This is a genomic window from Bradyrhizobium sp. 18BD (assembly GCF_054185225.1).
The window spans coordinates 65,983-87,029 of the sequence record NZ_JAVAYL010000008.1 but is presented as its reverse complement, the minus strand read 5'-3'; the positions used below and the strand labels follow the sequence as shown (position 1 = coordinate 87,029).

Here is a 21,047-nt window from a genome sequence, read left to right as displayed (position 1 = left end):
TGATGCGCACGATTGCGGCCATCCTGGTGCTGACGCTCGTCGCGGTCGGCGCGGGCGCACTTGCCGGCCTGCAGCTGTTTGCGGCCGCCGAGCGTGTCGCGGACGCGAAGAAGACCGCCACGCCGCCGCCGGTCGCGTCGAGCTACGCCGGCAGCGCACGGCTTCGGAAACTGTCCCCGATCGTGACCAATCTCGGCGCGCCGGCCAACAACTGGGCCCGGGTCGAGGCCTCCATGGTGACCGAGAGCATGAGCGACGAGGATGCCGGCATCCTGGCCGCACATGTCAGCGAGGACATCGTCACCTATCTGCGCTCGGCCTCGGTGACGCAGTTCGAGGGATCGCGCGGGCTCCAGCATCTGCGCGACGACCTGACCGAGCGCGCCAACATCCGCTCATCGGGAAAGATCCGCGAATTGATCATTGAGACCTTGGTGATTCAGTGAGAGTGAGAGTCCTGCTGCTCACGTTGGTTCTGGTCGTGCTGCCCGAGGTGGCGCTGGCCCAGATTCCGGACCTCAACTCGCTGCTGCCGCCCGGCAACGGCTCGACCAGCGGCCGTATCATCCAGCTGATGGCGCTGATCACGGTGCTGTCGGTGGCGCCGGGCCTGCTCATCATGGTGACGAGCTTCACGCGATTTGCGGTGGCGCTGTCGTTCCTGCGCTCCGGTCTCGGCCTTCAGACCACGCCGGCCAATCTGGTGATGGTCAGCCTTGCGCTGTTCATGACGTTCTACGTGATGGCGCCGACCTTCGACCGGGCCTGGGAGACCGGCGTCCAGCCGCTCATGAAAAACGAGATCTCGGAGGAAGAAGCCTACCTCAAGATCACCGATCCGTTCCGCGACTTCATGCTGGCGCATGTCCGCGACAAGGATCTGCAGACCTTCGAGTCGCTCGCCGCCGAGAGCTTCCGCAGGAAGTTCGACGACAAGCGCATCGATCTGCGCGTCATCATTCCGGCCTTCATGATCTCCGAGCTCAGGCGCTCGTTCGAGATCGGATTCCTGATCATGCTGCCGTTCCTCGTCATCGACATGATCGTGGCGACACTGACCATGTCGATGGGCATGATGATGCTGCCGCCGACGGTTATCGCATTGCCGTTCAAGATGCTGTTCTTCGTGCTGATCGACGGCTGGAACCTGCTCGCCTCCGGACTGGTGCGGTCGTTCTCGTAGCGCCCGCCAGGGCGGCGGGCGGGGTATGGTTAGCGAGTCGTGCAGGTCTATAGTTAGCGCGAAGTACCGGCCTATGGTTAGCATTGGGTAATGTTAACCATATGATTTTGCTGCGAAATTCAAGCCGATCTTAATCTGCGTGCAAGATTCGGCGTGTTAGCAATTGGGCACGGCGGGTTGGACCCCACCCACATCAGTCCAAAGGCATGATGCCGCCCCTCCGTACCGGTGAAAGCCCGGTATGTCCCCTAATGAAAATGTAACGCGTACATCAAAGGGACATTCGCAATGTCAAGCCTGCTTACGAACTCGACCGCCATGACCGCACTCCAGACCCTGCGGTCTGTGAGTTCGCAACTGTCCTCCACGCAGACCCGCATCTCCACGGGCCAGCGCGTCTCGACCGCTTCTGACAACGCCGCCTACTGGTCGATCGCCACCTCGATGCGCGCCGACAACGCGGCGCTCTCCGCCGTCTCCGACTCGCTCGGTCTGTCGGCTGCGACCGTCGACACCGAATACACCGCTCTGAACACGGTCATCGGCGACAAGGACTCCGGCCTGACCAAGCTGCAGTCGCTGCTGGTCCAAGCCAAGACCGCCGGTATTGACCGCACCAAGATCCAGTCGGACATCACCCAGATCCAGCAGCAGATGAAGGCGACCGCCAGCGCGGCGACCTTCAACGGCGTGAACTGGCTGGCCGCGACCTCCTCGACGCCGGCGACGGTCAACCTCGTGTCGTCGTTCTCGCGCGTCGGCAGCACGCCGACCACGGGCTCGATCGCTCTGACCACGTCCACCTACGCGCTCTATAGCGCCTCCGGCACGAGCGGTATCCTGGACGCGCAGACGACCAGCGGTGTCTCGGTCGACAACCTGAAGATCGGCACGCTCACCGACGCGGCCAGCGACCAGACCACGCTCGATGGCTACATCGCGCAGGTCACCGCTGCGATCAACTCGGCCGCTTCCGCCGCCGCCGACCTCGGCGCCATCAAGAACCGTATCTCGACCAACACGGAATTCGTGAAATCGCTGATGGACTCGGTTGATCGCGGTATCGGCCAGCTCGTCGACGCCGACATGAACCAGGAGTCCACCCGCTTGGCGGCCCTCCAGGTCCAGCAGCAGCTCGGCGTGCAGGCGCTCTCGATCGCCAACAACAGCAGCCAGAGCATCCTGTCGCTGTTCCGCTAAGCCCTTAGACGATCCAGGGAGGGCCGCGCTTCTCGCGAAGCGCGGCCCTTTCATTTGGCGTGGCGCCGCGCGCCGCAATTTCGGCTGCTCTGTTGCAGCCAGGTCACAGAGCCACAAGCCCCGCACAAGCTTCGCGGGTTACGGTCGCCACTACGACAGGTTGGGCCCTAACCGGTTTTCCGCAGCCCAAAGGCATGACGCCGCCCTGTCGTACCGGTGCAAGTCCGGTATGTCCCCAACTCAACAATCTCAAAGGGACATCAAAATGGGTTCTAGCCTTCTCACCAACTCCGCAGCAATGACCGCGCTGCAGACCCTCCGCAACGTCAGCTCCAGCCTGCAGACGACTGAAAACCGGATCTCCACCGGCCAGCGCGTCTCGACCGCTTCGGACAACGCTGCCTACTGGTCGATCGCCACCTCGATGCGCGCCGACAACGCCGCGCTCTCCGCCGTCTCCGACTCGCTCGGTCTGTCGGCTGCGACCGTCGATACCGAATATACCGCTCTGACCGCCGTCGTCGGCGACAAGACCGGCGGCCTGACCAAGCTCCAGGCTCTCCTGGTCGAAGCCAAGACCGCTGGTATCGACCGCACCAAGATCCAGGCCGACATCACCCAGATCCAGCAGCAGATGAAGAACACCGCCAATGCGGCGACCTTCAACGGCGTGAACTGGCTGGCTGCGACCTCCTCGACCCCGGCGACCTTCAACCTGGTGTCGTCGTTCTCGCGCGTCGGCGGCACGCCGACGATCGGCTCGATCACCCTGACCATCTCCAGCTACTCGCTCTACAGCGCCTCCGGCACGACCGGTATTCTGGACACGCAGACGACCGCCGGTGTCTCGGTCGACAATCTGAAGATCGGCACGCTGACCGACGCGGCCAGCGACCAGACCACGCTCGATGGCTACATCGCGCAGGTCACCGCTGCGATCAACTCGGTCGCTTCGGCCGCCGCCGATCTCGGCGCCGTCAAGAACCGCATCTCGACCAATACCGAATTCGTCAAGACCCTGATGGACTCGGTTGATCGTGGTGTCGGTCAGCTCGTCGACGCCGACATGAACGCGGAATCGACCCGCCTCCAGGCGCTCCAGACCCAGCAGCAGCTCGGCGTTCAGGCGCTCTCGATCGCGAACCAGAACAGCCAGAGCATCCTGTCGCTGTTCCGCTAAGCCTGAAGACCATCTGACGGGGGCCGCGCTTCGCAAGAAGCGCGGCCCTTTTCATTTGGCGTGACGTCCCGCGCGCGCTGTCATGTCGGCGCTGCCCGATTGTGGCTGGGATCACGGAGCCACAAGCCTCGCACAAACTTCGCGTGCTATCGCCACCGTTACGACAGGTTGAGCGCGGGTTTCCGCAGCCCAAAGGCATGATGCCGTCCTGCCGTACCGGTGCAAGCCCGGTATGTCCCAAGAATACTCAATCTTTTCCCAGGGGACGTCAAAAATGAGTTCTAGTCTGCTCACCAACTCCGCGGCAATGACCGCGTTGCAGACCCTTCGCAACGTCAGCTCGAGCCTGCAGACGACTGAAAACCGGATCTCCACCGGCCAGCGCGTCTCGACCGCTTCGGACAACGCTGCTTACTGGTCGATCGCCACCTCGATGCGCGCCGACAACGCCGCGCTCTCCGCCGTCTCCGACTCGCTCGGTCTGTCGGCCGCGACCGTCGATACCGAATATACCGCTCTGACCGCCGTCGTCGGCGACAAGACCGGCGGCCTGACCAAACTCCAGGCGCTGCTGGTCGAAGCCAAGACCGCGGGTATCGACCGCACCAAGATCCAGGCCGACATCACCCAGATCCAGCAGCAGATGAAGGGTACCGCCGATGCGGCGACCTTCAACGGCGTGAACTGGCTGAGCGCGACCTCCTCGACGCCGGCGACGTTCGACCTCGTGTCGTCGTTCTCCCGCGTCAGCGGCACGCCCACGATCGGCTCGATCACCCTGACGATCTCCAACTACTCGCTCTACAGCGCCTCCGGCACGAGCGGTATTCTGGACACGCAGACGACCGCCGGTGTTTCGGTCAACAACCTGAAGATCGGCACGCTGACCGACGCGGCCAGCGACCAGACCACGCTCGATGCCTACATCGCGCAGGTCACTGCTGCGATCAACGCGGTGGCTTCGGCCGCCGCCGATCTCGGCGCCGTCAAGAACCGCATCCAGACCAACTCGGACTTCGTCAAGACGCTGATCGACTCCGTGGATCGCGGTATCGGCCAGCTCGTCGACGCCGACATGAACGCGGAATCGACCCGCCTCCAGGCGCTCCAGACCCAGCAGCAGCTCGGCGTTCAGGCGCTGTCGATCGCGAACCAGAACAGCCAGAGCATCCTGTCGCTGTTCAAGTAAGCTTCGGCTCTGGAAAACGGCCGTGCTCCCATGGGAGCACGGTTCCCGCCGTGATCGGCGGTTTTGACGGCACATGATGTGCCAGCAGTCGATTTCCTGACGCCAGATTTCAGCCAGCACGCCGCAGCCGATCGCGCTGCCATGCGCCCGCGCGCCCGATTGCTGTTGCCGAACCGATTGCGTAGGAAAAGATTCTTGCAAAATTGCAACGTCGCGCCCGCGAACTGACACATTCGTGTCCCCGCGCAACCTTCAGACAAGGTTGGCAGCGGAGTGTCCTCTACGTTCGCATTGGTACGAGGTCATATGCTGTTCAGTCGTGCGCAGATACAGCAACTGCTCAATAATCTGCTGGAGCTTGGTCCGCGACGCCTGATGGCCTTGGGGTTGATCGGCTTTGCCGTGCTCGTGACCGTGGTCGGCGGCGCGTATTATCTGAGCCGCCCTGAATTTGAAACGCTCTACACGGGCCTGACCCGCGAAGACGTGACGCGCATGGGCGCGGCGCTGCGCGAGCAGAACATCGCGTTCGACGTCAATACGGCCGGCGATGCCATCTCGGTGCGCCCGAGCCAGACCATGCAGGCGCGGATGCTGCTCGCCGAGAAGGGCCTGCCGACCAGCGCCAATTCCGGCTACGAGCTGTTCGACAAGATCGGCTCGCTCGGCCTGACCTCCTTCATGCAGGAAGTGACGAAGCTGCGCGCGCTCGAGGGCGAGATCGCGCGCACCGTCCAGTTGATGAAGGGCGTGAAGGCGGCGCGGGTGCATATCGTGCTGCCTGTGCGCGGCTCGTTCCGCGCGACGCAGCAGCCGCCTTCGGCATCGGTCGTGCTGCGCACCGACGGTGCGATCGAGGCGCGCACCGCGCAGTCGATCCGCCATCTCGTGGCGGCCGCCATCCCCGGCATGAGCAAGGACAAGGTGACGGTGCTGGATGCCGACGGCTCCATGCTGCTCGCGGAAGAGGACGAGGCGAGCGCCGCGCCGACCAAGATGGCGACCCTCCAGAAGACGGTCGGCGGCATGGTTCAGGAGAACATCCGCAAGGCGCTGACGCCGTATCTGGGCCTGGACAATTTCGAGGTCAGCGTCTCGCCGCAGCTCTCCACCGACAAGCGGCAGACCAACGAGACCGTCTATGATCCGGAAAGCCGTGCGGAGCGCTCGGTGCGAAACGTCCGCGAGAAGGAGTCCTCGCAGAACGCGGACAAGTCGACGCCGACCACGGTGCAGCAGAATCTCCCCGACCAGCAGGTCAATTCCGGCGGCACCAAGAATTCCAGCGAGGACAAGAGCCGCCGCGAGGACGTCACCAATTTCGAGGTCTCGTCGAAGACCACGACGACGGTGAGCGACGGCTATTCGGTCAAGAAGCTCTTCATCGCCGTCCTGGTCAACCGCGCGCGGCTCGTCGCCGATCTCGGCGACAAGAGCAACCAGGCCATCGTCGACAGCAAGCTCGCCGAGATCAGCCAGCTCGCGGCGACGGCCGGTGGACTGGACAAGGCCCGCGGCGACCAGATCCAGGTCACCGCCGTCGACTTCATCGAAGGCTCGCGCGAGCTGGCGCCGGTGCCGCCGATCAGCTTCGTCGAGATGATCAACAAGCAGCTCGGCAGCGTCATCAACGCGGTGACGATCCTGGCCGTCGCCTCGATGCTGGTCTGGTTCGGCCTGCGGCCGGCGGTCAACGGCATTCTGACCCATCGTGCGGCGCAGGAGCAGACCGAAGCGGCCGAGGCCGCAGAGCTCGAAGCGGCCGCGGCCCTCGCATTGACCGAGAGCCAGGACCCCGAGCTCAACCTCGTCGAGGACCTCGAGGGCAAGATGCAGCGGACACCGCAGAAGCGGCTCGAGCAGATTGTCCGTCTCGATCAGATGCAGGCAGCAGCGATCCTTAAAGACTGGATGCGACGCGAGGAGGCGGCATGAACGCGGCAATCGGAAAACTCCTGACGCAGTTCGACGCGAATGGCCGGACCAAGTCGCCGCCGCCTCCGCTGCCCAAGATCCAGGACGTGCTGACGAGGCCGAAGGAGGCCCGGCGCGAGCCGCAGGCCCAGCCGCAGCGTCCGCCTCAATCGCAGCCAGAGTCGCAGCCGCAGCTTCAGTCGCCGCCAGCGGCGCCCGAGCCCGAAACCCCGCCCGTCAATCTGCTCGAGGATGCCTATCGCCGCGGTCATGCCGCCGCTGTTGCCGAAGGCGATGCCCGGGTGGCCGAGGAGCGCGTCCGCAGCGCGATCCGGCTCGGCGAGGAACGCTCAAAATGGTCCGACCAGCAGGCTGTCGCGATCGTGAGCGGCTTCGAGGCGGCTTGCCGCGAGATCGAGACCAACATCGCAAGCTCTGTTGCGCGGATCTTGCTGCCATTCCTCGCCGACGCGGTTCGCGACAAGGCGATCGGGTCGCTAGTCGAGCAGATTGCGGCTTTGACCGGCAATTCGCCGGCGCCGGCGTTCAAGGTCACGGGCCCGAGCGAGCTGCTTGATCTCGTGAGGACGCAGCTCGAGGCGGCCAGGCGAACGGGCATCGAATACGAGCCCGCCGAAACTGTAGAGGTCCGCGTCGTTGCCGACCAGACCGTGATCGAGACGCAGATCGCGGCCTGGGGCGAACGCCTGAAGGAAGCCCGCCGGTAGCAACCATGGAAGAGGTCAAGCACGAGCTCGTCATCGTTCGCCGCCGCAGCGCCTTCGCCGAGGAGGCGCATCACGGCGGCGTCTGGAAGATCGCCTACGCGGACTTCATGACCGCGATGATGGCGTTCTTCCTGGTCATGTGGCTGCTCAACGCGCTCAACCAGGACCAGAAGCAGGTGGTCGCGAGCTATTTCAATCCAATCAAGCTCGCCGAAAACGCGCCTGCCCCGAAGGGTCTCAAGGATCTCTCCAAGAAGGAGCCGACACAGTTCGAGGGCCAGGATGGCAAGCGCCAGCCGGCCGGGCCGAACGAGGAGCGTCGCGGCGACTCGCCGACGGCGGAGAAGCCGGCTTCCTTCGAAGAGAAGGTCCTGTTCCGCGATCCGCTTGCGACGCTCGCCGAGATCGCCAACAGCTCGAACCAGGCCTCGGGCCAGCGCCGCGCCGGTGCGCTGACCTCCGCCGAAGAGGATGGCCTCAAGGGCGGCGATGCCTATCGCGATCCCTTTGATCCCGGCTATTGGAAGCTCGCGCCGCAGTCGTCCAAGGATGCGGATCGCTTCATCGACAGTGAGCCCAAGCCGAATGCGTCTGCGCGCGACAGCGCGTCCGGAACGGGGCAGGGCGAGCCGCAAGCGCGCCGTGCCCCGCAGGACGACGCCGGCGGAAGCATAGCGCCGAACGCGGACGCCTCGTCCGCGAACCTTTCGCCGCTGCTGCCGCCTGGGCCCGCGCCGTCGCAATCGTCCCGTGAGAGCCGCCAGCAGGCGAACGCGCAGCCGGGCGCGCAGGCGCGTCCCAACGATACGCCCAAGGAATCCGAGCCGCGCGACGCCGCGCAGACTCAGCAGCCGACGGTGAAGCAGCTTCAGTCCGCGATCGCGGATGCGCTGTCGGACATCAAGGCCGGCGCCGGACCCGTGGCCGAGGTGCGTCAGGTCGAGGAGGGCCTTCTGATCAGCCTGACCGACGATGCGAGCTTCGGCATGTTCGCGGTCGGCTCGGCCGAGCCGCGGCCGGAGCTGATCCGCGTGATCGACAAGATCGGGCCGCTGGTGACGAAACGCCAGGGCGTGATCATCGTGCGCGGCCACACCGATAATCGGCCGTACAAGTCGGAGAACTACGACAATTGGCGGCTGTCGACGGCGCGCGCGCAGATGGCCTATTACATGCTGGTTCGCTCCGGCGTCGATGCGCAGCGGATCGAGCATGTCGAAGGCTATGCCGACCGGCGGCCGAAGATCCAGAACGACCCGGCAGCCGCGCAGAACCGCCGTATCGAGATCCTGATCCGGGAGAAGCGTCCTTGATCAGGCCGCTCCTCCGTGCCGCGATACTGATGGCGTTGGCGCTGACGCCGGCACGCGTATTGGCGGAGTCGGCGCCGACTCCGGCATCGGCACCGCCAGCAGCAGAGTCGGCACCTGCACCGGCATCGACATCGAACGAACCTTATGAACTCGTGCGCGGATTGCAGGCGGTGCAGGACGGCATCGCCAGCGGTGACACCGCGGCACATGCCAGCCACATCGCGTTGATCCGGCAGATTGGCGAGAAGTTTCTCGCCGCCGATGCGAACGTGTGGAGCAACCCGCAGAACGGCCAGGCCGTCGTCATCTACCTGCTCAGCGGCGGTGCGCCGCAAGTGGTCCGCAAGCTGCCGCGCGACAAGATCAACGTCGACACTCGGCTGTTCGACGGTGCGCTCGCCTATGTCGAGGGTCGTCAGGACGAGGCGCGCGAGCTGCTCAAGGACGTCAAGCCGCGGACGATTTCGTCGGGCCTTGGCGGGCAGGTCGCGCTAGTGCAGGGCGCGCTGTTCGCGCGCAGCGAGGCATCGCTCGCGATCGAGCGCCTGGACGACGCCCGCCTGCTCCTGCCCGGCACGCTCGTGGAGGAGGCGGCGCTGCGGCGCGAGATCCTGCTGGTCGGGCAGGCCGAGGATTTCGACAAGTTCGAGTTTCTGACGCTGGCCTATATCCGCCACTACCGCAACTCGATTTATGCCGGCGATTTCTGGCAGCGCTTCTCCTCGGGCCTGACGCAATCGAGCCTCGCGCTCGATGAGCGCCGCTTCGCCCGGATCGTCACCTTGCTGGAGCAGATCGACCGCGCGAGCCGTCTCAAGCTCTATCTCATCATCGCGCGCAGTGCGATGCTGCATGGACGGATGACCGTGACACGGCTCGCCGGCGAACGGGCACTGACACTCAGCGCCGACAACTCGCCGGAGCGCGAGCGTGCGCATCTCTTCCGCGGCGTCTCGCGGGTGCTGACCGATGAATATGACGGCGGTCTCGCCGAGCTCAAGGCGCTCGACCGGTCGAAGCTGCCCGAGCGCGACGTGCCGCTCCTGAATGCCACGGTCCAGCTCGCGCTCGATGTCCGCAAGCCGTTCGCGGGTGATCCCGCCGCGGCCGCCGAAAAGCCGCCGATCACGCCGGCGCGTGTCGATCTCGCATCGTCGACCGCAACCCTCGCACGCGCGCAGAAGCAGCTCGGCGAACTCGAACTCCTCACCAGGGATCGCCGTCCATGACCAAGCTCAGCGGAACCTCCGGGCAGCTCTTCTCCGGTCTCGCCGAGAGCCTCAACATGCGCGGGACGTCGCGCTCGGCGAAAGGCACCGGAACGAAATCGCAGGCGGATTCCTCGTTCAACGACCTGCTTCACACCGTCTCGAATATGGCGAAGCGGGCATTGAACGACGAGGGAAGCGATACCGGCGTGAAAGCCGGAACGCTGCGCACGCGCCTGGCGCATCCGGTCGACAAGGAGAAGACCGACGGGACGGTGCATAAGCGCGCCGACGCGGCCGAGGAGTCCAAGTCGGCCGATAAGTCCGACGAGGCCTCCGACATATCGTCTGACAAGTCGGTGGACAAGCAGGTTCCTATCGATCAGGTGATGAAGGCGGACGTTCAGAGCCGGCCGAGCATCGCTGCGATCGTCGGGCAGGAAGCCGCGGCGGTGCCCGCGATGGCGCCGCAGACGCAACTGGCAGCCGGTGACAAGAAGGATGCGTCCGCGCGCGACGAACGATCGTCCGCCACGAAGCGCGACATTCAGGGCGTCAGCACGGCGAAGGCGGCGGCGGTCGATTCCACGCCATCTGCTTCCGCGCCAGCCGGACCACGCGCGCAGGCGCCGGCTTCGCAGGCGGCGGCCGCAACTGCGTTGCAGGGCGGCGACGCTGCGTCGAAGCCAATGCCTGCGACGTCGGGCTTCGAGGCCGTCACGGCCAATGTGGACCGCGCGGTCAAGGCCTCGTCGCGGGATGCACTGCCCGAGGCGACCAAGGTCACCGTGGTCCAGCAAGAGACCCATCTGCCGCCCGCGCAATTCAACGCGCCGCAACAGGTCGCCAATGCGGTCGTTACCGAGTTGAAGGAGACGGCAGCGCCGACGGCGGCCGCAGCACCCGATCTCGCAACGTCACAGACCAACGCGCAAGAGCCGCTCAAGATTCTGACCATCAATCTCGAGCCGCCGCAGCTCGGCAACGTCACCGTGCGCCTTCGACTCGTTGGCGCAGAGGTCTCGGTTCAACTTGCCGCCGAACGCAAGGACACCAGCACGATGCTGGATCAGCAGCGCGACCAGATCCGCGACCTGATGCAGTCGGCCGGCTACGTCGCCGACGTCGCGCCGGTCCAGCACGGCTCGCTGGATGGATTCCAGAGTGGTTCCGGCCAGTCGCAATCGCAGTCGCAGTTCTCGGGCCAGCAACAGCCATCGTCTCAGTCGCAAGGTGCGTTCGACGGCACCGGCTCGTCGTCGGGACAATCGGACGGAGGCGCGAGGCAGGCTCGCCAGGAGCGCCAGTCCAATCAGGAGACCCGTCATGATCAGGACGTGGGCCAGCAGACTCGTCGCGGCCCTGTTTATCTGTAACGCCGGCGCCGCTGCTGCGGCGAACGACCTTTCGCGCCCCTGCGAGCGCGAGATGGCGCGCGCGTCCCAGCAGCACGGGATTCCGCTCGGCATTCTCTATGCGGTCGGCCTGACCGAGACCGGGCGGCGCGGCGCGCTGTATCCTTACGCGCTCGGCGCCGACGGTCAAACCGTGTTCGCCAGGGACATGAATGATGCGATCGCGAATTTCGAGGCGATGCGCGCCAAGGGCATCAAGCTGATCGACCTCGGCTGCATGCAGATCAACCACTATTACCACGGCGACAAGTTCGACTCGGTGCGAGCGATGTTCGATCCCGCCAAGAACGTGGAATACGCCGCGCGCTTCCTCAAGGAGCTGAAGCAGCGGGAGGGCAGCTGGACCATGGCGGTCGCGCGCTATAACGCTGGCCCCAACAACCAGCCCGCTCAGAAACGCTACGTCTGCCACATCGTCGCGCATCTCGTCTCGAGCGGCTTCGGCGCGTGGACCGACAAGGCGCGCTCGTTCTGTCAACCGAAGACGACATGACCGCTACAACCTGAAAGTTGTGCACGGTTCCCAATCATCAGCCCCGCGCAAGCAACAACCCGCATTGTAGATTCAACCTGACAAAGGAGTCTAATTCATGAGCCTGTATGGTGTTATGCGCACCGGCGTTTCCGGAATGAACTCGCAATCCAACAAGCTCTCGACGGTTTCGGACAACATCGCGAACGTCAACACGACCGGCTACAAGCGGGCTTCGACGGAATTCTCGTCGCTGATCCTGAAGAGCGGCTCCGGCAATTACGACTCCGGCGCGGTCGAGACCACGGTCCGCTACGCCATCAGCGACTCCGGAGGTACGCAGTTCACCACGTCGACCACGGATCTCCGTGTCCAGGGCAACGGCTTCTTCGTGGTCTCGAACGCCAACAACACGCAGCAATATCTGACACGCGCCGGCTCGTTCGTGCCGGACAGCCAGGGCAATCTGGTCAACGCGGCCGGCTTCTATCTCCTGGGTCAGCCTGGCAACGTGTCCAATTTCTCGCAGAACAGCCTGTCCGGCATGCAGATCGTCAACGTCGCCCAGGTTTCGCAGGTGCCCGTGCCCTCGACGGCCGGGACGCTCACGACCGGCAATCTGGACCCGAAGGCGGCTGTCATTGCCGGTCCGCCCGGTCCGGCGTCATATTCGTCGAAGAGCTCCATCGTGGCCTACAACAATATCGGCCAGGCGGTTACGCTCGACGTCTATATGTCCCACACGGCGACGGCCGCCGGCTCGGACACCTGGCAGGTTCAGGTCTATAGCTCCGCGACGGGTGCGTCGCTCGCCCCGGCCACCACTTTCACCTTCGATACGACGGCAACCGGCAAGGGCGCGCTGGCCGCGTTGAGCCCGACCAGTCTCGCCTTCACCGTCCCCGGCGGTGCGGCGATGACCATGAACCTGTCGAACATGACGCAGGTCGGAACCGACTTCAGCTTCAAGGCCACCGTCAATGGCAGCGTTCCCTCGGCCGTCGACAAGGTCGACGTCGACGATGCGGGCCACGTGACGGCCACCCTCAAGAACGGACAGCAACTGACGCTCTACACGATCATGCTTGCCGACGTCGCGAGCCCGGACAATCTCACGCCCGAGCCTGGTAACGTCTATACGACCAACATGAATTCCGGCAATGCGCAGGCCGCGAATGCCGGCACCGGCGGGCTCGGCACGGTTAAATCCGGCGCCCTGGAAGAGTCCAACGTCGATCTCGCGGACGAACTCACCGGGATGATCGAGGCGCAGCGCGGCTTCACCGCAAATTCGAAATCGTTCCAGACCGGCTCCGACCTGCTCGACGTCGTCGTCAACCTGAAGCGCTGAATCCTTCAGCGCTCATCCCGGGCAAGAGTAGATCATGTCCCTTACCGCTGCTCTCGACTCCGCTCGCGCCTCGCTCATGGCGTCGGGCATCCAGTCGTCGACGATCTCGCGCAACATCGCCGGTGCCAGCGCAACCGGCTATTCGCGCAAGATCGCCGTGCTGGACAACCTCCCAGGCGCCGGCGTCTATGTCGCGGCGATCCAGCGCGCCGCCAGCTCAGGTCTCTACGACAACGTCCTGGTCGCGACCTCGTCGTCGGCCAAGCAGAACGCGATCTATAACGGTCTCCAGCAGATCGCATCTGCCACGGTGGACGATACGGAGCTCGACCAGTCGCCGACGGCGCAGCTCAATGCGCTGAAGAAGGCGCTGCAGCAATATGCCAACGCCCCGGACAATACCACGCTGGCACAGGCGGCGGTCACGTCCGCCAAGGACATGGCGACCGCGCTCAACCAGGCGACCCAGACCGTGCAGTCGGTCCGTGAGAACGCGGATGCCGACATGAAGGTGTCGGTTCAGAACATCAATCAGCTGCTCTCCCAGTTCCAGACCGTGAACACCGCGATCATGAAGGGCACGGCCTCCGGCGACGACGTCACCGACTACCTCGACCAGCGCGACAACATCGTCTCGCAGCTGTCGCAGGAGCTCGGCGTCTCGATGTCGCTCCGTCCCAACGGAGACGCGGCGCTCTACACCGACAGCGGCGCCGTCCTGTTCGACAAGACGGCGCGTACGGTGAGTTTCGCGGCCACCAACATCTATACGGCCGGCACCACCGGCAATGCGGTCTATGTCGACGGCGTGCCGGTGACCGGCGCCAACTCGGTGATGCCGCTGAAGTCGGGCAAGCTCGCCGGCCTTGCTCAGCTGCGCGACCAGGACACCGTCACCTATCAGAGCCAGCTCGACGAAATCGCGCGCGGCCTGATCAACACTTTCAGGGAGAGTGATCAGTCCGGCGCGGCGCTGCCCGACGTTCCCGGTCTCTTCACCTATCCCGGCGCGCCGGCGATGCCTGCGAGCGCCACCGTCTCGGTCGGCCTCGCCGGCCTGATCAGTGTTGCCGCGTCAGTCGATCCGGCCCAGGGCGGCAACCCGAACCTGCTGCGCGACGGCGCGATCAGCGGCAACGTCGCATACCGATACAACACCGCCGGCAACGGTGGCTACTCGGCCCGGCTGCAGCAGCTCATCGGCGGCATGGATGCAGCGCAGCCGTTCGATGCAACCACGCAAGGCAAGCCGAGCGGTAGCCTGATCGACTACGCGTCGTCGTCGACGAGCTGGATCGAAAACCAGCGCAAGACCGCGGACTCCAACGTCACCTACCAGAAAACGCTGCTCGACCGCAGCACGGCGGCGCTGTCGAACGTCAGCGGCGTCAACATGGACGACGAGATGTCCTTGATGCTCCAGGTCGAACGCACCTATTCGGCGTCGTCGAAGATCATCTCGACCGTCGACCAAATGCTGCAGAGCCTGCTGGCTGCCGTGGGGAATTAAGCCATGATGAGCGCGAACTACATCTCGACCTTGATGCTGTCTTCGTCGTTGAGGTCCTCAATCACGAACAACCAGTCTCTGCTGAGCAAGGCGTCGACGGAGGCAACCACCGGCCGTTTTTACGATGTCGGCCTCGAGCTCGGTGCCACGACGGGAAGCGACCTCACCCTGCGGGCGGATATGAGCTTCGCCGATCAGCTCGTCGATACCAACGGGCTCGTCGCGGGACGCCTCGACGTGACGCAGAATCGGATCACCCAGCTCAACACGACCGCAACGTCCTTCCTCAAGGACCTGATCGCGGCCCGCAGCACCGACGGTGGCGGGCGGATCATCCTGCCGCCGGCGTCCTCCAACCTCCAGGATCTGATCGGCGCGCTGAACGTCTCCTATAACGGCTCGTATCTGTTCTCGGGCATCAACACGCAGAACACGCCGATCACGGCCTACACCGCGGGCACGGCTAGCAAGAACCAGGTCGACGCCGATTTCCTCGCGGCCTTCGGCTTCTCGCAATCCTCGCCCAACGTGAAAAACATCACGCCGGCCCAGATGCAGACCTTCCTCAACACCACCTTCGATGCCGAGTTCGCGAGCCCGGCCTGGAACACCAACTGGTCCACGGCCACCGACCAGGTCATGCAGAGCCGGATCTCCACGACCGAGGTCGCCGATACGTCCGTCAGCGCCAACGAGCCCGCCTTCCGCAAGCTCGCCGAGGCCTACACCATGATGGCCGATCTCGGAAACGCGAACCTGGACCAGTCGACCTTCCAGGTCGTCGTGGACAAGGCCATCGGCCTCGTCGGGAACGCCATCACTGACCTTGCTACGCTCGGCGGCAAGATCGGCACGGTTCAGCAGCGGATCACCTCCGCAACCGACAAGCTCAAGACGCAGCAGGACATTCTGAACAATCAGATCGTCGGTATGGAGAAGGTCGATCCGGCGGAAGCCTCGGTCCGGGTCAACACCCTGCAGACCCAGATCCAGACGGCGCTGGCGCTGACCTCGCAGCTCCAGAAGATCAGCCTCATCAACTATCTCTGAGCCTGGGCTCCACGGCGGCTCAAGCTCGTAACCTTAGTCTTGTTGTTCGATTTCCTGCGCAGAGTGGTTCTGATGACGTTTGAAGCCTATGAAGCGGTCGTGGATGAGAGCGGCTATGAGGCGAGGGGCCGCGAGCGGCAGGCGCTCAGCCTCGGCATCGACCGTCTCGAGCGGCTCCAGAAGGGCCGCTTCAGTTCCGAGGATCAGATCCAGAGCCTGCTCTATGTGCGGCGGCTGTGGACGATCTTCATCGAGGATCTCGCGCACCCGGAAAACGGGCTCCCCGAGAAGCTGCGCGCCGACATCATCTCGATCGGCTTGTGGGTGGTCAAGGAAGCCGACCGCCTTCGCGAGGAGAAGTCGAACGACTTCGTGCAGCTCATCGAAATCAACCGCCTGATCCGAGACGCTCTCTGATGAAGATCTCCTTGCGGGCGGGCGAACGGATCTACATCAACGGCGCGGTGCTCCGCGTGGACCGCAAGGTCTCCCTCGAGCTCGTCAACGACGTGATGTTCCTGCTCGAAGGGCAGGTCATGCAGGCCTCCGACGCCACCACGGCGATGCGGCAGCTCTATTTCATCGTCCAGCTCATGCTGATGAACCCGACCGATGTCCGCGATGCCTCGGCGGTCTACGCGCAACACCATGCGGCCCTGATCGCGGTGTGCGAGAGCCGCGAGATGCTGGAGGGACTTGCCGCGGTCGACGAGCTGGTCGAGACGACCCGTTACTTCGAGGCGCTCAAGCGAATTCGGGCGCTGTTCCCGGTGGAGCAGGCCATCCTGGCCGGTGCCGCCGCCCCAGTCCAGGCTGCCTGACAGCGGAGAGGCAATATGAACGTCACCAGCGCGACCGACAGCACCAACAAGTCGTCCAATTCGACCTCGAACACCTCGAACACGTCGACGAACGGCGTCGACTACAATACCTTTCTTCAGCTCCTCGTCGCCGAGATGAAGAATCAGGACCCGACCAATCCGATGGATACGTCGCAATATATGAGCCAGTTCGCCCAGCTCTCGACGGTCGAGCAGGCGATGCAGACCAACAACAAGCTGGATTCGCTGCTGTCCTCGCAATCGCTGTCGCAGGCCGACGGGCTGATCGGGAAGACCGTCAGCTTTACCGACTCGACCGGAGCGACCTTCAGCGGCAAGGTCACGTCGATCTCCATCAACAGCGACGGCTCCGTCGCGACGCTCGCGGACGGCACCAAGGTCGCCGTCGGGCCCGGGCTCACCATCAGCCAGTCATGAACGAGCGCGACGCCCTCGACATCGTCCAGGCGGCGATCTGGACCATCATCGTTGCCTCCGGACCCGCCGTCGGTGCGGCGATGGCGGTCGGCACTCTCATCGCACTGATGCAGGCGCTGACCCAGATCCAGGAAATGACGCTGACCTTCGTTCCGAAGATCATCGTCATTCTCGTGGTCGTCGCCGTCTCCGGTTCCTTCATCGGCGCCCATCTCTCGACCTTCACCGAGATGGTCTATTCGCATATCGAACGCGGCTTCTGAGTCCCGAGGCTGGTGGCCACCACCTTCGCGTAAGCTTTGCACGGCAAACTGGGGGCGGACCCTCTGCCGGTGACCCATGGCCGATACATTAGCTGCTAGCCTGCCCAGCCCCCGCCGTTTCGGGGCGGACGCCTTTTTCGCGGCCGGCATCGTGACCATGCTCACGATTCTGTTCCTGCCGATACCGCCGATCCTGATCGATCTCGGCCTCGCATTCTCGATCGCTCTGTCGGCACTCATCCTGATGGTCGCGCTTTGGATCCAGCGGCCGCTCGATTTCTCCGCCTTCCCGACCGTGCTGCTGATCGCGACGATCCTGCGCCTGGCGCTCAACATCGCGACGACCCGCCTCATCCTGTCGCGGGGCGGAGAGGGCGAGCAGGCTGCGGGCCATGTCGTCGCCGGCTTCTCCAAATTCGTCATGGGCGGTGACTTCGTCATCGGCTTGATCATCTTCGCCATCCTGGTCACGGTGAACTTCGTCGTGATCACCAAGGGTGCGACGCGTATTGCCGAAGTCGGCGCGCGTTTCACCCTGGACGCCATCCCCGGCAAGCAGATGGCGATCGACGCGGACCTGTCCGCGGGCCTGATCGACGACAAGGAAGCCCAGCGCCGGCGCCGCGAGCTCGAAGAAGAAAGCGCATTCTTCGGCGCCATGGACGGTGCCTCGAAGTTCGTCCGCGGCGACGCCATTGCCGGCCTGATCATCACCGCGATCAACATTTTCGGCGGCATCGTCATCGGCGTCACCCATCACGGGCTGACGCTGTCGCGCGCCGCCGACGTCTACACGAAGCTCTCCGTCGGTGACGGTCTGGTGTCGCAGATGCCGGCCCTGATCGTGTCGCTGTCGGCGGGCCTGCTGGTCTCCAAGGGCGGCACCAGGGGCTCGGCGGAGCAGGCCGTGCTGCGGCAGCTCGGCGGCTATCCCCGCGCCGTGTCGGCGGCCGCGCTGATGATGTTCGTGCTCGCGCTGATGCCGGGACTGCCGATGCCGCCCTTTATTCTGCTCGGCGGCGTCATGGCCTTCGTCGGCTATTCGCTGCCGAAGCGGCAGGCGGCGGAGAAGCAGAAGGAAGAGGCCCGCAAGGCCGATGAGCGCGCCCAGGTCGAGGCCAAGGAATCCGTCAAGGAGTCGCTCAAGACCGCCGAGATCGAGCTGGCGCTCGGCGGGCACCTTTCGGTTCATCTCCTCGGCTCGCGCACCGAGCTTGCGCACCGCGTGGCCAAGATCCGCAAGAAGTTCGCCAAGCAGTACGGCTTCGTCATTCCCGAGATCAAGCTCACCGACAATCTGTCGATCGATCCGAAGGGATACCAGATCCGGATTCACGACACGCGCGTCGCTCATGGCGAGCTCAGGCTCGGCGAGGTGCTGGTGCTGGTCGACAAGGACGGCAAGCCCGACGTGCCCGGCGAAGAGGTGATCGAACCCGCTTTCGGCATGAAGGCGCTGTGGGTGACGGAGGCCTTCACCGACGAGGTCAAGCGTCAGGGCTGCAAACCGGTCGACAATCTGTCGGTGCTGCTCACGCATTTGAGCGAGGTGATCCGGGCCAATCTCGCCCAGCTCCTGTCCTACAAGGACATGCGCGGCCTGCTTGACCGGCTCGATCCCGAATACAAGCGTCTGGTCGAGGATCTCTGCCCGTCGCAAATCTCCTATTCCGGCTTGCTGGCGATCCTGAAGATCCTGCTGGCCGAGCGCGTGTCGATCCGCAATCTTCATCTGATCCTCGAGGCCATCGCCGAGATCGCGCCCCATGTGCGGCGCTCCGAGCAGGTCGCGGAGCATGTGCGCACGCGCCTTGCCCAGCAGATCTGCGGCGACCTCTCCGACAACGGCGTGCTCAACGTGGTCCGCCTCGGCAATCGCTGGGATCTGGCGTTCCACCAGAGCCTCAAGCGCGACGCCAAGGGCGACGTCGTCGAATTCGACGCCGATCCCCGCCTGATCGAGCAGTTCGCGACGGAAGCCAGCGCCGCGATCCGCAAGTTCACCGATAACGGCACCAGCGTGGTGCTGGCGGTAACCCCCGAAGCCCGTCCCTATGTCCGGATGATCCTGGAACGGGTATTCCCGACGCTGCCGATCCTCTCGCATGTCGAGGTCGCGCGCAGTTCCGAGATCAGGGCGCTCGGGGCCATATCGTGATCAGCAGCCTGACCGACAGCGTGCTGGTGACGTTCATCGTGTTCTGCCGCATCGGCGGCTGTCTGATGTTCGTGCCCGGCTATTCCAGCGTCAACGTCCCGGCCCAGGTCCGCCTGTTCATCGCGCTGGTCACGACGTTTGCGCTGACGCCGATCCTGATCACCATCCTGAAACCTCTCACGGAAAACGCGGCGCCGCTGACGCTGGCGTTCCTGATCGGCTCCGAGACCCTGATCGGCACCGTCATTGGCCTCGGCGGGCGCGTGTTCTTCCTGGCGCTCCAGACCATGGCAACCGTGATGGCGAACGCGATCGGGCTCAGCAGCATCCCGGGCACGCCGGTCGGCGACACCGATCCGGCGCCCGCTGTCGTGCCGCTGATCATGGCGTCCGTCACGACGCTGTTCTTCATGACCGACCAGCACTGGCAGGTGCTGCGCGGGCTGATGAATTCCTACGACGTCTGGCAGCCCGGCAACAGGCTCGGCGGCAGCATGGCGCTTGACCTGCTCGTCGGCCGCCTCTCGGAAGCGTTCGTGCTGACGCTGCGGATCACCAGCCCCTTCATCGTCTATTCCGTCATCGTCAATCTGGCGGTCGGCCTGATCAACAAGCTGACGCCGGCGATTCCGGTCTACTTCATCTCGGTCCCCTTCGTGTTGTTCGGGGGCTTCCTGCTGCTCTATCTCACCAGCGACGAGCTCCTGACGCAGTTCATGCTCGGCGTCTCGTCGTGGCTGGCGGAGTGACCGGTCATGAAGTCACGCGCGGACAAGCTCGGTCGGATGGTCTCGCTCGTGAAGCTTCAACTGCGGCTGGCCGAATGGCAGCTGGCGCATTTGCGGCAGCAGGAGCAAAGCATGCAGGACGAGCAGGAATGGCTGGTCGGCACCCTCAACGAGGGAAAGGCCCCGGCGGGGTCGTCGAGCGAATCGCTCGCCCGGCGCCTCAACAGGACGGCCGTCGGCGCGCGCGTCGTGAAGGAGCAGGCGTCGCGGCAACTCGACCAGGTTCGCTCGGAGACCCGCCGCGTGAAACAGCTTCAGGAAGTCGCCAAGGCGGCGCTCGCGGATAAGCTTCGCGACGCGGAAAAGCGCTCGCTCGAGGAAATGACGGGAACACTTACCGTGCGCGAGTGGACGCCACGGCCAGCCAACCGGAATAAGACATGATCGTGACTGCGACCCCCGACCTTGTTCTCGACGTCCTCGATGCCGCGGACCCCGTGGCCCAGCGCGCCGCGACCGCAAAGCTCGATGCGCTGAAATCGTCGGACGCCGATTTCGCCGCCACGATGGTTGCGGAAGCGAGCAAGGCCAAAGCGGCTGCCGATCAATCCGCGGCGACGCTTGCCGGGACGGAGTCTACGGCCGTGAACGGGCCGCCGGTGCAGGTGATCAAGAAGCCCGGCCAGGACGAGGTCTATCGCAAGTTCGAAGCCTTCATCCTGCAGACCTTCGTCGAGACGATGCTGCCGAAGGAATCGGAGCAGGTGTTCGGCAAGGGGACTGCCGGCGGCGTGTGGAAGTCGATGCTGGCGGAGCAGCTTGGCGCTCAGCTGGCGAAGGACAAGGGCATTGGCATTGCCAAGCAGCTCGCCAGCGCACATCCAGCGGCGCCGGACACGACGGGCAAGGCCGAATGACGATCAGGG

General features: G+C 64.5%; 22 protein-coding genes. All 22 read left to right on the top strand.

The window, feature by feature from the left end; translation table 11 throughout:
- Positions 1-2 precede the first annotated feature (2 nt).
- The 22 genes from RAD16_RS16355 to RAD16_RS16250 all read left to right on the top strand — a co-directional run bounded on the left by RAD16_RS16355 (position 3) and on the right by RAD16_RS16250 (position 21,038).
- Entirely contained in the window at positions 3-446 is a 444-nt protein-coding gene (locus RAD16_RS16355; RefSeq protein WP_458159137.1) for a flagellar basal body-associated FliL family protein, read from the top strand.
- The gene (gene fliP / locus RAD16_RS16350; RefSeq protein ID WP_458158914.1) at positions 443-1,183 is read left to right on the top strand and encodes a flagellar type III secretion system pore protein FliP; all 741 of its coding nucleotides are present in this window, start codon (positions 443-445) and stop codon (positions 1,181-1,183) included. Before RAD16_RS16355 ends, fliP begins: the two co-directional genes overlap by 4 nt.
- Before the next feature lie 288 nt (positions 1,184-1,471).
- Complete coding sequence (locus RAD16_RS16345; protein ID WP_458158913.1) at positions 1,472-2,383, top strand: flagellin N-terminal helical domain-containing protein; 912 nt, start codon at positions 1,472-1,474, stop codon at positions 2,381-2,383.
- Positions 2,384-2,648: 265 nt separating this feature from the next.
- Positions 2,649-3,563: a flagellin N-terminal helical domain-containing protein gene (locus RAD16_RS16340; protein WP_458158912.1), complete on the top strand. Its 915-nt coding sequence runs from the start codon at positions 2,649-2,651 to the stop codon at positions 3,561-3,563.
- A 274-nt stretch (positions 3,564-3,837) separates the two neighbouring features.
- Entirely contained in the window at positions 3,838-4,752 is a 915-nt protein-coding gene (locus tag RAD16_RS16335) for a flagellin N-terminal helical domain-containing protein (protein WP_458158911.1), read from the top strand.
- A 306-nt stretch (positions 4,753-5,058) separates the two neighbouring features.
- Positions 5,059-6,687, top strand: coding sequence for a flagellar basal-body MS-ring/collar protein FliF (gene fliF, locus RAD16_RS16330; RefSeq protein WP_458158910.1), 1,629 nt, complete (start codon positions 5,059-5,061; stop codon positions 6,685-6,687).
- Positions 6,684-7,394: a hypothetical protein gene (locus RAD16_RS16325; protein WP_458158909.1), complete on the top strand. Its 711-nt coding sequence runs from the start codon at positions 6,684-6,686 to the stop codon at positions 7,392-7,394. The genes fliF and RAD16_RS16325 overlap by 4 nt, the downstream gene beginning before the upstream one ends.
- 5 nt (positions 7,395-7,399) lie before the next feature.
- Complete coding sequence (locus RAD16_RS16320) at positions 7,400-8,707, top strand: MotB family protein (RefSeq protein ID WP_458158908.1); 1,308 nt, start codon at positions 7,400-7,402, stop codon at positions 8,705-8,707.
- The gene (locus RAD16_RS16315; protein ID WP_458158907.1) at positions 8,704-9,936 is read left to right on the top strand and encodes a chemotaxis protein; all 1,233 of its coding nucleotides are present in this window, start codon (positions 8,704-8,706) and stop codon (positions 9,934-9,936) included. The genes RAD16_RS16320 and RAD16_RS16315 overlap by 4 nt, the downstream gene beginning before the upstream one ends.
- A complete protein-coding gene (fliK, locus tag RAD16_RS16310) occupies positions 9,933-11,291 on the top strand; it encodes a flagellar hook-length control protein FliK (RefSeq protein ID WP_458158906.1) in 1,359 nt (452 codons plus the stop codon). Before RAD16_RS16315 ends, fliK begins: the two co-directional genes overlap by 4 nt.
- A complete protein-coding gene (locus tag RAD16_RS16305; protein WP_458158905.1) occupies positions 11,242-11,823 on the top strand; it encodes a transglycosylase SLT domain-containing protein in 582 nt (193 codons plus the stop codon). Before fliK ends, RAD16_RS16305 begins: the two co-directional genes overlap by 50 nt.
- 97 nt (positions 11,824-11,920) lie before the next feature.
- Positions 11,921-13,153: a flagellar hook protein FlgE gene (locus RAD16_RS16300; protein ID WP_458158904.1), complete on the top strand. Its 1,233-nt coding sequence runs from the start codon at positions 11,921-11,923 to the stop codon at positions 13,151-13,153.
- Positions 13,154-13,187: 34 nt separating this feature from the next.
- Positions 13,188-14,663: a flagellar hook-associated protein FlgK gene (gene flgK / locus RAD16_RS16295; protein ID WP_458158903.1), complete on the top strand. Its 1,476-nt coding sequence runs from the start codon at positions 13,188-13,190 to the stop codon at positions 14,661-14,663.
- 3 nt (positions 14,664-14,666) lie between these two features.
- Positions 14,667-15,713, top strand: a complete 1,047-nt coding sequence (locus tag RAD16_RS16290) for a flagellar hook-associated family protein (RefSeq protein WP_458158902.1) — start codon at positions 14,667-14,669, stop codon at positions 15,711-15,713.
- Between the two features lie 72 nt (positions 15,714-15,785).
- The gene (gene flaF, locus RAD16_RS16285; protein ID WP_458158901.1) at positions 15,786-16,130 is read left to right on the top strand and encodes a flagellar biosynthesis regulator FlaF; all 345 of its coding nucleotides are present in this window, start codon (positions 15,786-15,788) and stop codon (positions 16,128-16,130) included.
- The gene (gene flbT, locus RAD16_RS16280; RefSeq protein ID WP_458158900.1) at positions 16,130-16,534 is read left to right on the top strand and encodes a flagellar biosynthesis repressor FlbT; all 405 of its coding nucleotides are present in this window, start codon (positions 16,130-16,132) and stop codon (positions 16,532-16,534) included. The genes flaF and flbT overlap by 1 nt, the downstream gene beginning before the upstream one ends.
- 15 nt (positions 16,535-16,549) lie before the next feature.
- Positions 16,550-16,972 (top strand): flagellar hook assembly protein FlgD, encoded by a 423-nt coding sequence (gene flgD / locus RAD16_RS16275; RefSeq protein ID WP_458158899.1) that lies wholly within the window; start codon positions 16,550-16,552, stop codon positions 16,970-16,972.
- The gene (fliQ, locus tag RAD16_RS16270) at positions 16,969-17,235 is read left to right on the top strand and encodes a flagellar biosynthesis protein FliQ (protein ID WP_326904040.1); all 267 of its coding nucleotides are present in this window, start codon (positions 16,969-16,971) and stop codon (positions 17,233-17,235) included. Before flgD ends, fliQ begins: the two co-directional genes overlap by 4 nt.
- 76 nt (positions 17,236-17,311) lie before the next feature.
- A complete protein-coding gene (flhA, locus tag RAD16_RS16265) occupies positions 17,312-19,393 on the top strand; it encodes a flagellar biosynthesis protein FlhA (RefSeq protein ID WP_458158898.1) in 2,082 nt (693 codons plus the stop codon).
- Positions 19,390-20,142, top strand: a complete 753-nt coding sequence (gene fliR / locus RAD16_RS16260; protein WP_458158897.1) for a flagellar biosynthesis protein FliR — start codon at positions 19,390-19,392, stop codon at positions 20,140-20,142. The genes flhA and fliR overlap by 4 nt, the downstream gene beginning before the upstream one ends.
- A 6-nt stretch (positions 20,143-20,148) precedes the next feature.
- Positions 20,149-20,565, top strand: coding sequence for a hypothetical protein (locus RAD16_RS16255; RefSeq protein ID WP_458158896.1), 417 nt, complete (start codon positions 20,149-20,151; stop codon positions 20,563-20,565).
- A complete protein-coding gene (locus RAD16_RS16250; RefSeq protein WP_458158895.1) occupies positions 20,562-21,038 on the top strand; it encodes a rod-binding protein in 477 nt (158 codons plus the stop codon). Before RAD16_RS16255 ends, RAD16_RS16250 begins: the two co-directional genes overlap by 4 nt.
- The last annotated feature ends 9 nt before the right edge of the window (positions 21,039-21,047 follow it).

Excerpts from the sequence above, each read along its gene's own strand:
- RAD16_RS16355 (WP_458159137.1), top strand. The coding sequence starts at position 3 with ATGCGCACGATTGCGGCCATCCTGGTGCTGACGCTCGTCGCGGTCGGC.
- RAD16_RS16345 (WP_458158913.1), top strand. The coding sequence starts at position 1,472 with ATGTCAAGCCTGCTTACGAACTCGACCGCCATGACCGCACTCCAGACC.
- RAD16_RS16340 (WP_458158912.1), top strand. The coding sequence starts at position 2,649 with ATGGGTTCTAGCCTTCTCACCAACTCCGCAGCAATGACCGCGCTGCAG.
- RAD16_RS16335 (WP_458158911.1), top strand. The coding sequence starts at position 3,838 with ATGAGTTCTAGTCTGCTCACCAACTCCGCGGCAATGACCGCGTTGCAG.
- fliF (WP_458158910.1), top strand. The coding sequence starts at position 5,059 with ATGCTGTTCAGTCGTGCGCAGATACAGCAACTGCTCAATAATCTGCTG.
- RAD16_RS16325 (WP_458158909.1), top strand. The coding sequence starts at position 6,684 with ATGAACGCGGCAATCGGAAAACTCCTGACGCAGTTCGACGCGAATGGC.
- RAD16_RS16320 (WP_458158908.1), top strand. The coding sequence starts at position 7,400 with ATGGAAGAGGTCAAGCACGAGCTCGTCATCGTTCGCCGCCGCAGCGCC.
- fliK (WP_458158906.1), top strand. The coding sequence starts at position 9,933 with ATGACCAAGCTCAGCGGAACCTCCGGGCAGCTCTTCTCCGGTCTCGCC.
- RAD16_RS16305 (WP_458158905.1), top strand. The coding sequence starts at position 11,242 with ATGATCAGGACGTGGGCCAGCAGACTCGTCGCGGCCCTGTTTATCTGT.
- RAD16_RS16300 (WP_458158904.1), top strand. The coding sequence starts at position 11,921 with ATGAGCCTGTATGGTGTTATGCGCACCGGCGTTTCCGGAATGAACTCG.
- flgK (WP_458158903.1), top strand. The coding sequence starts at position 13,188 with ATGTCCCTTACCGCTGCTCTCGACTCCGCTCGCGCCTCGCTCATGGCG.
- RAD16_RS16290 (WP_458158902.1), top strand. The coding sequence starts at position 14,667 with ATGATGAGCGCGAACTACATCTCGACCTTGATGCTGTCTTCGTCGTTG.
- flaF (WP_458158901.1), top strand. The coding sequence starts at position 15,786 with ATGACGTTTGAAGCCTATGAAGCGGTCGTGGATGAGAGCGGCTATGAG.
- flbT (WP_458158900.1), top strand. The coding sequence starts at position 16,130 with ATGAAGATCTCCTTGCGGGCGGGCGAACGGATCTACATCAACGGCGCG.
- flgD (WP_458158899.1), top strand. The coding sequence starts at position 16,550 with ATGAACGTCACCAGCGCGACCGACAGCACCAACAAGTCGTCCAATTCG.
- fliQ (WP_326904040.1), top strand. The coding sequence starts at position 16,969 with ATGAACGAGCGCGACGCCCTCGACATCGTCCAGGCGGCGATCTGGACC.
- flhA (WP_458158898.1), top strand. The coding sequence starts at position 17,312 with ATGGCCGATACATTAGCTGCTAGCCTGCCCAGCCCCCGCCGTTTCGGG.
- RAD16_RS16255 (WP_458158896.1), top strand. The coding sequence starts at position 20,149 with ATGAAGTCACGCGCGGACAAGCTCGGTCGGATGGTCTCGCTCGTGAAG.
- RAD16_RS16250 (WP_458158895.1), top strand. The coding sequence starts at position 20,562 with ATGATCGTGACTGCGACCCCCGACCTTGTTCTCGACGTCCTCGATGCC.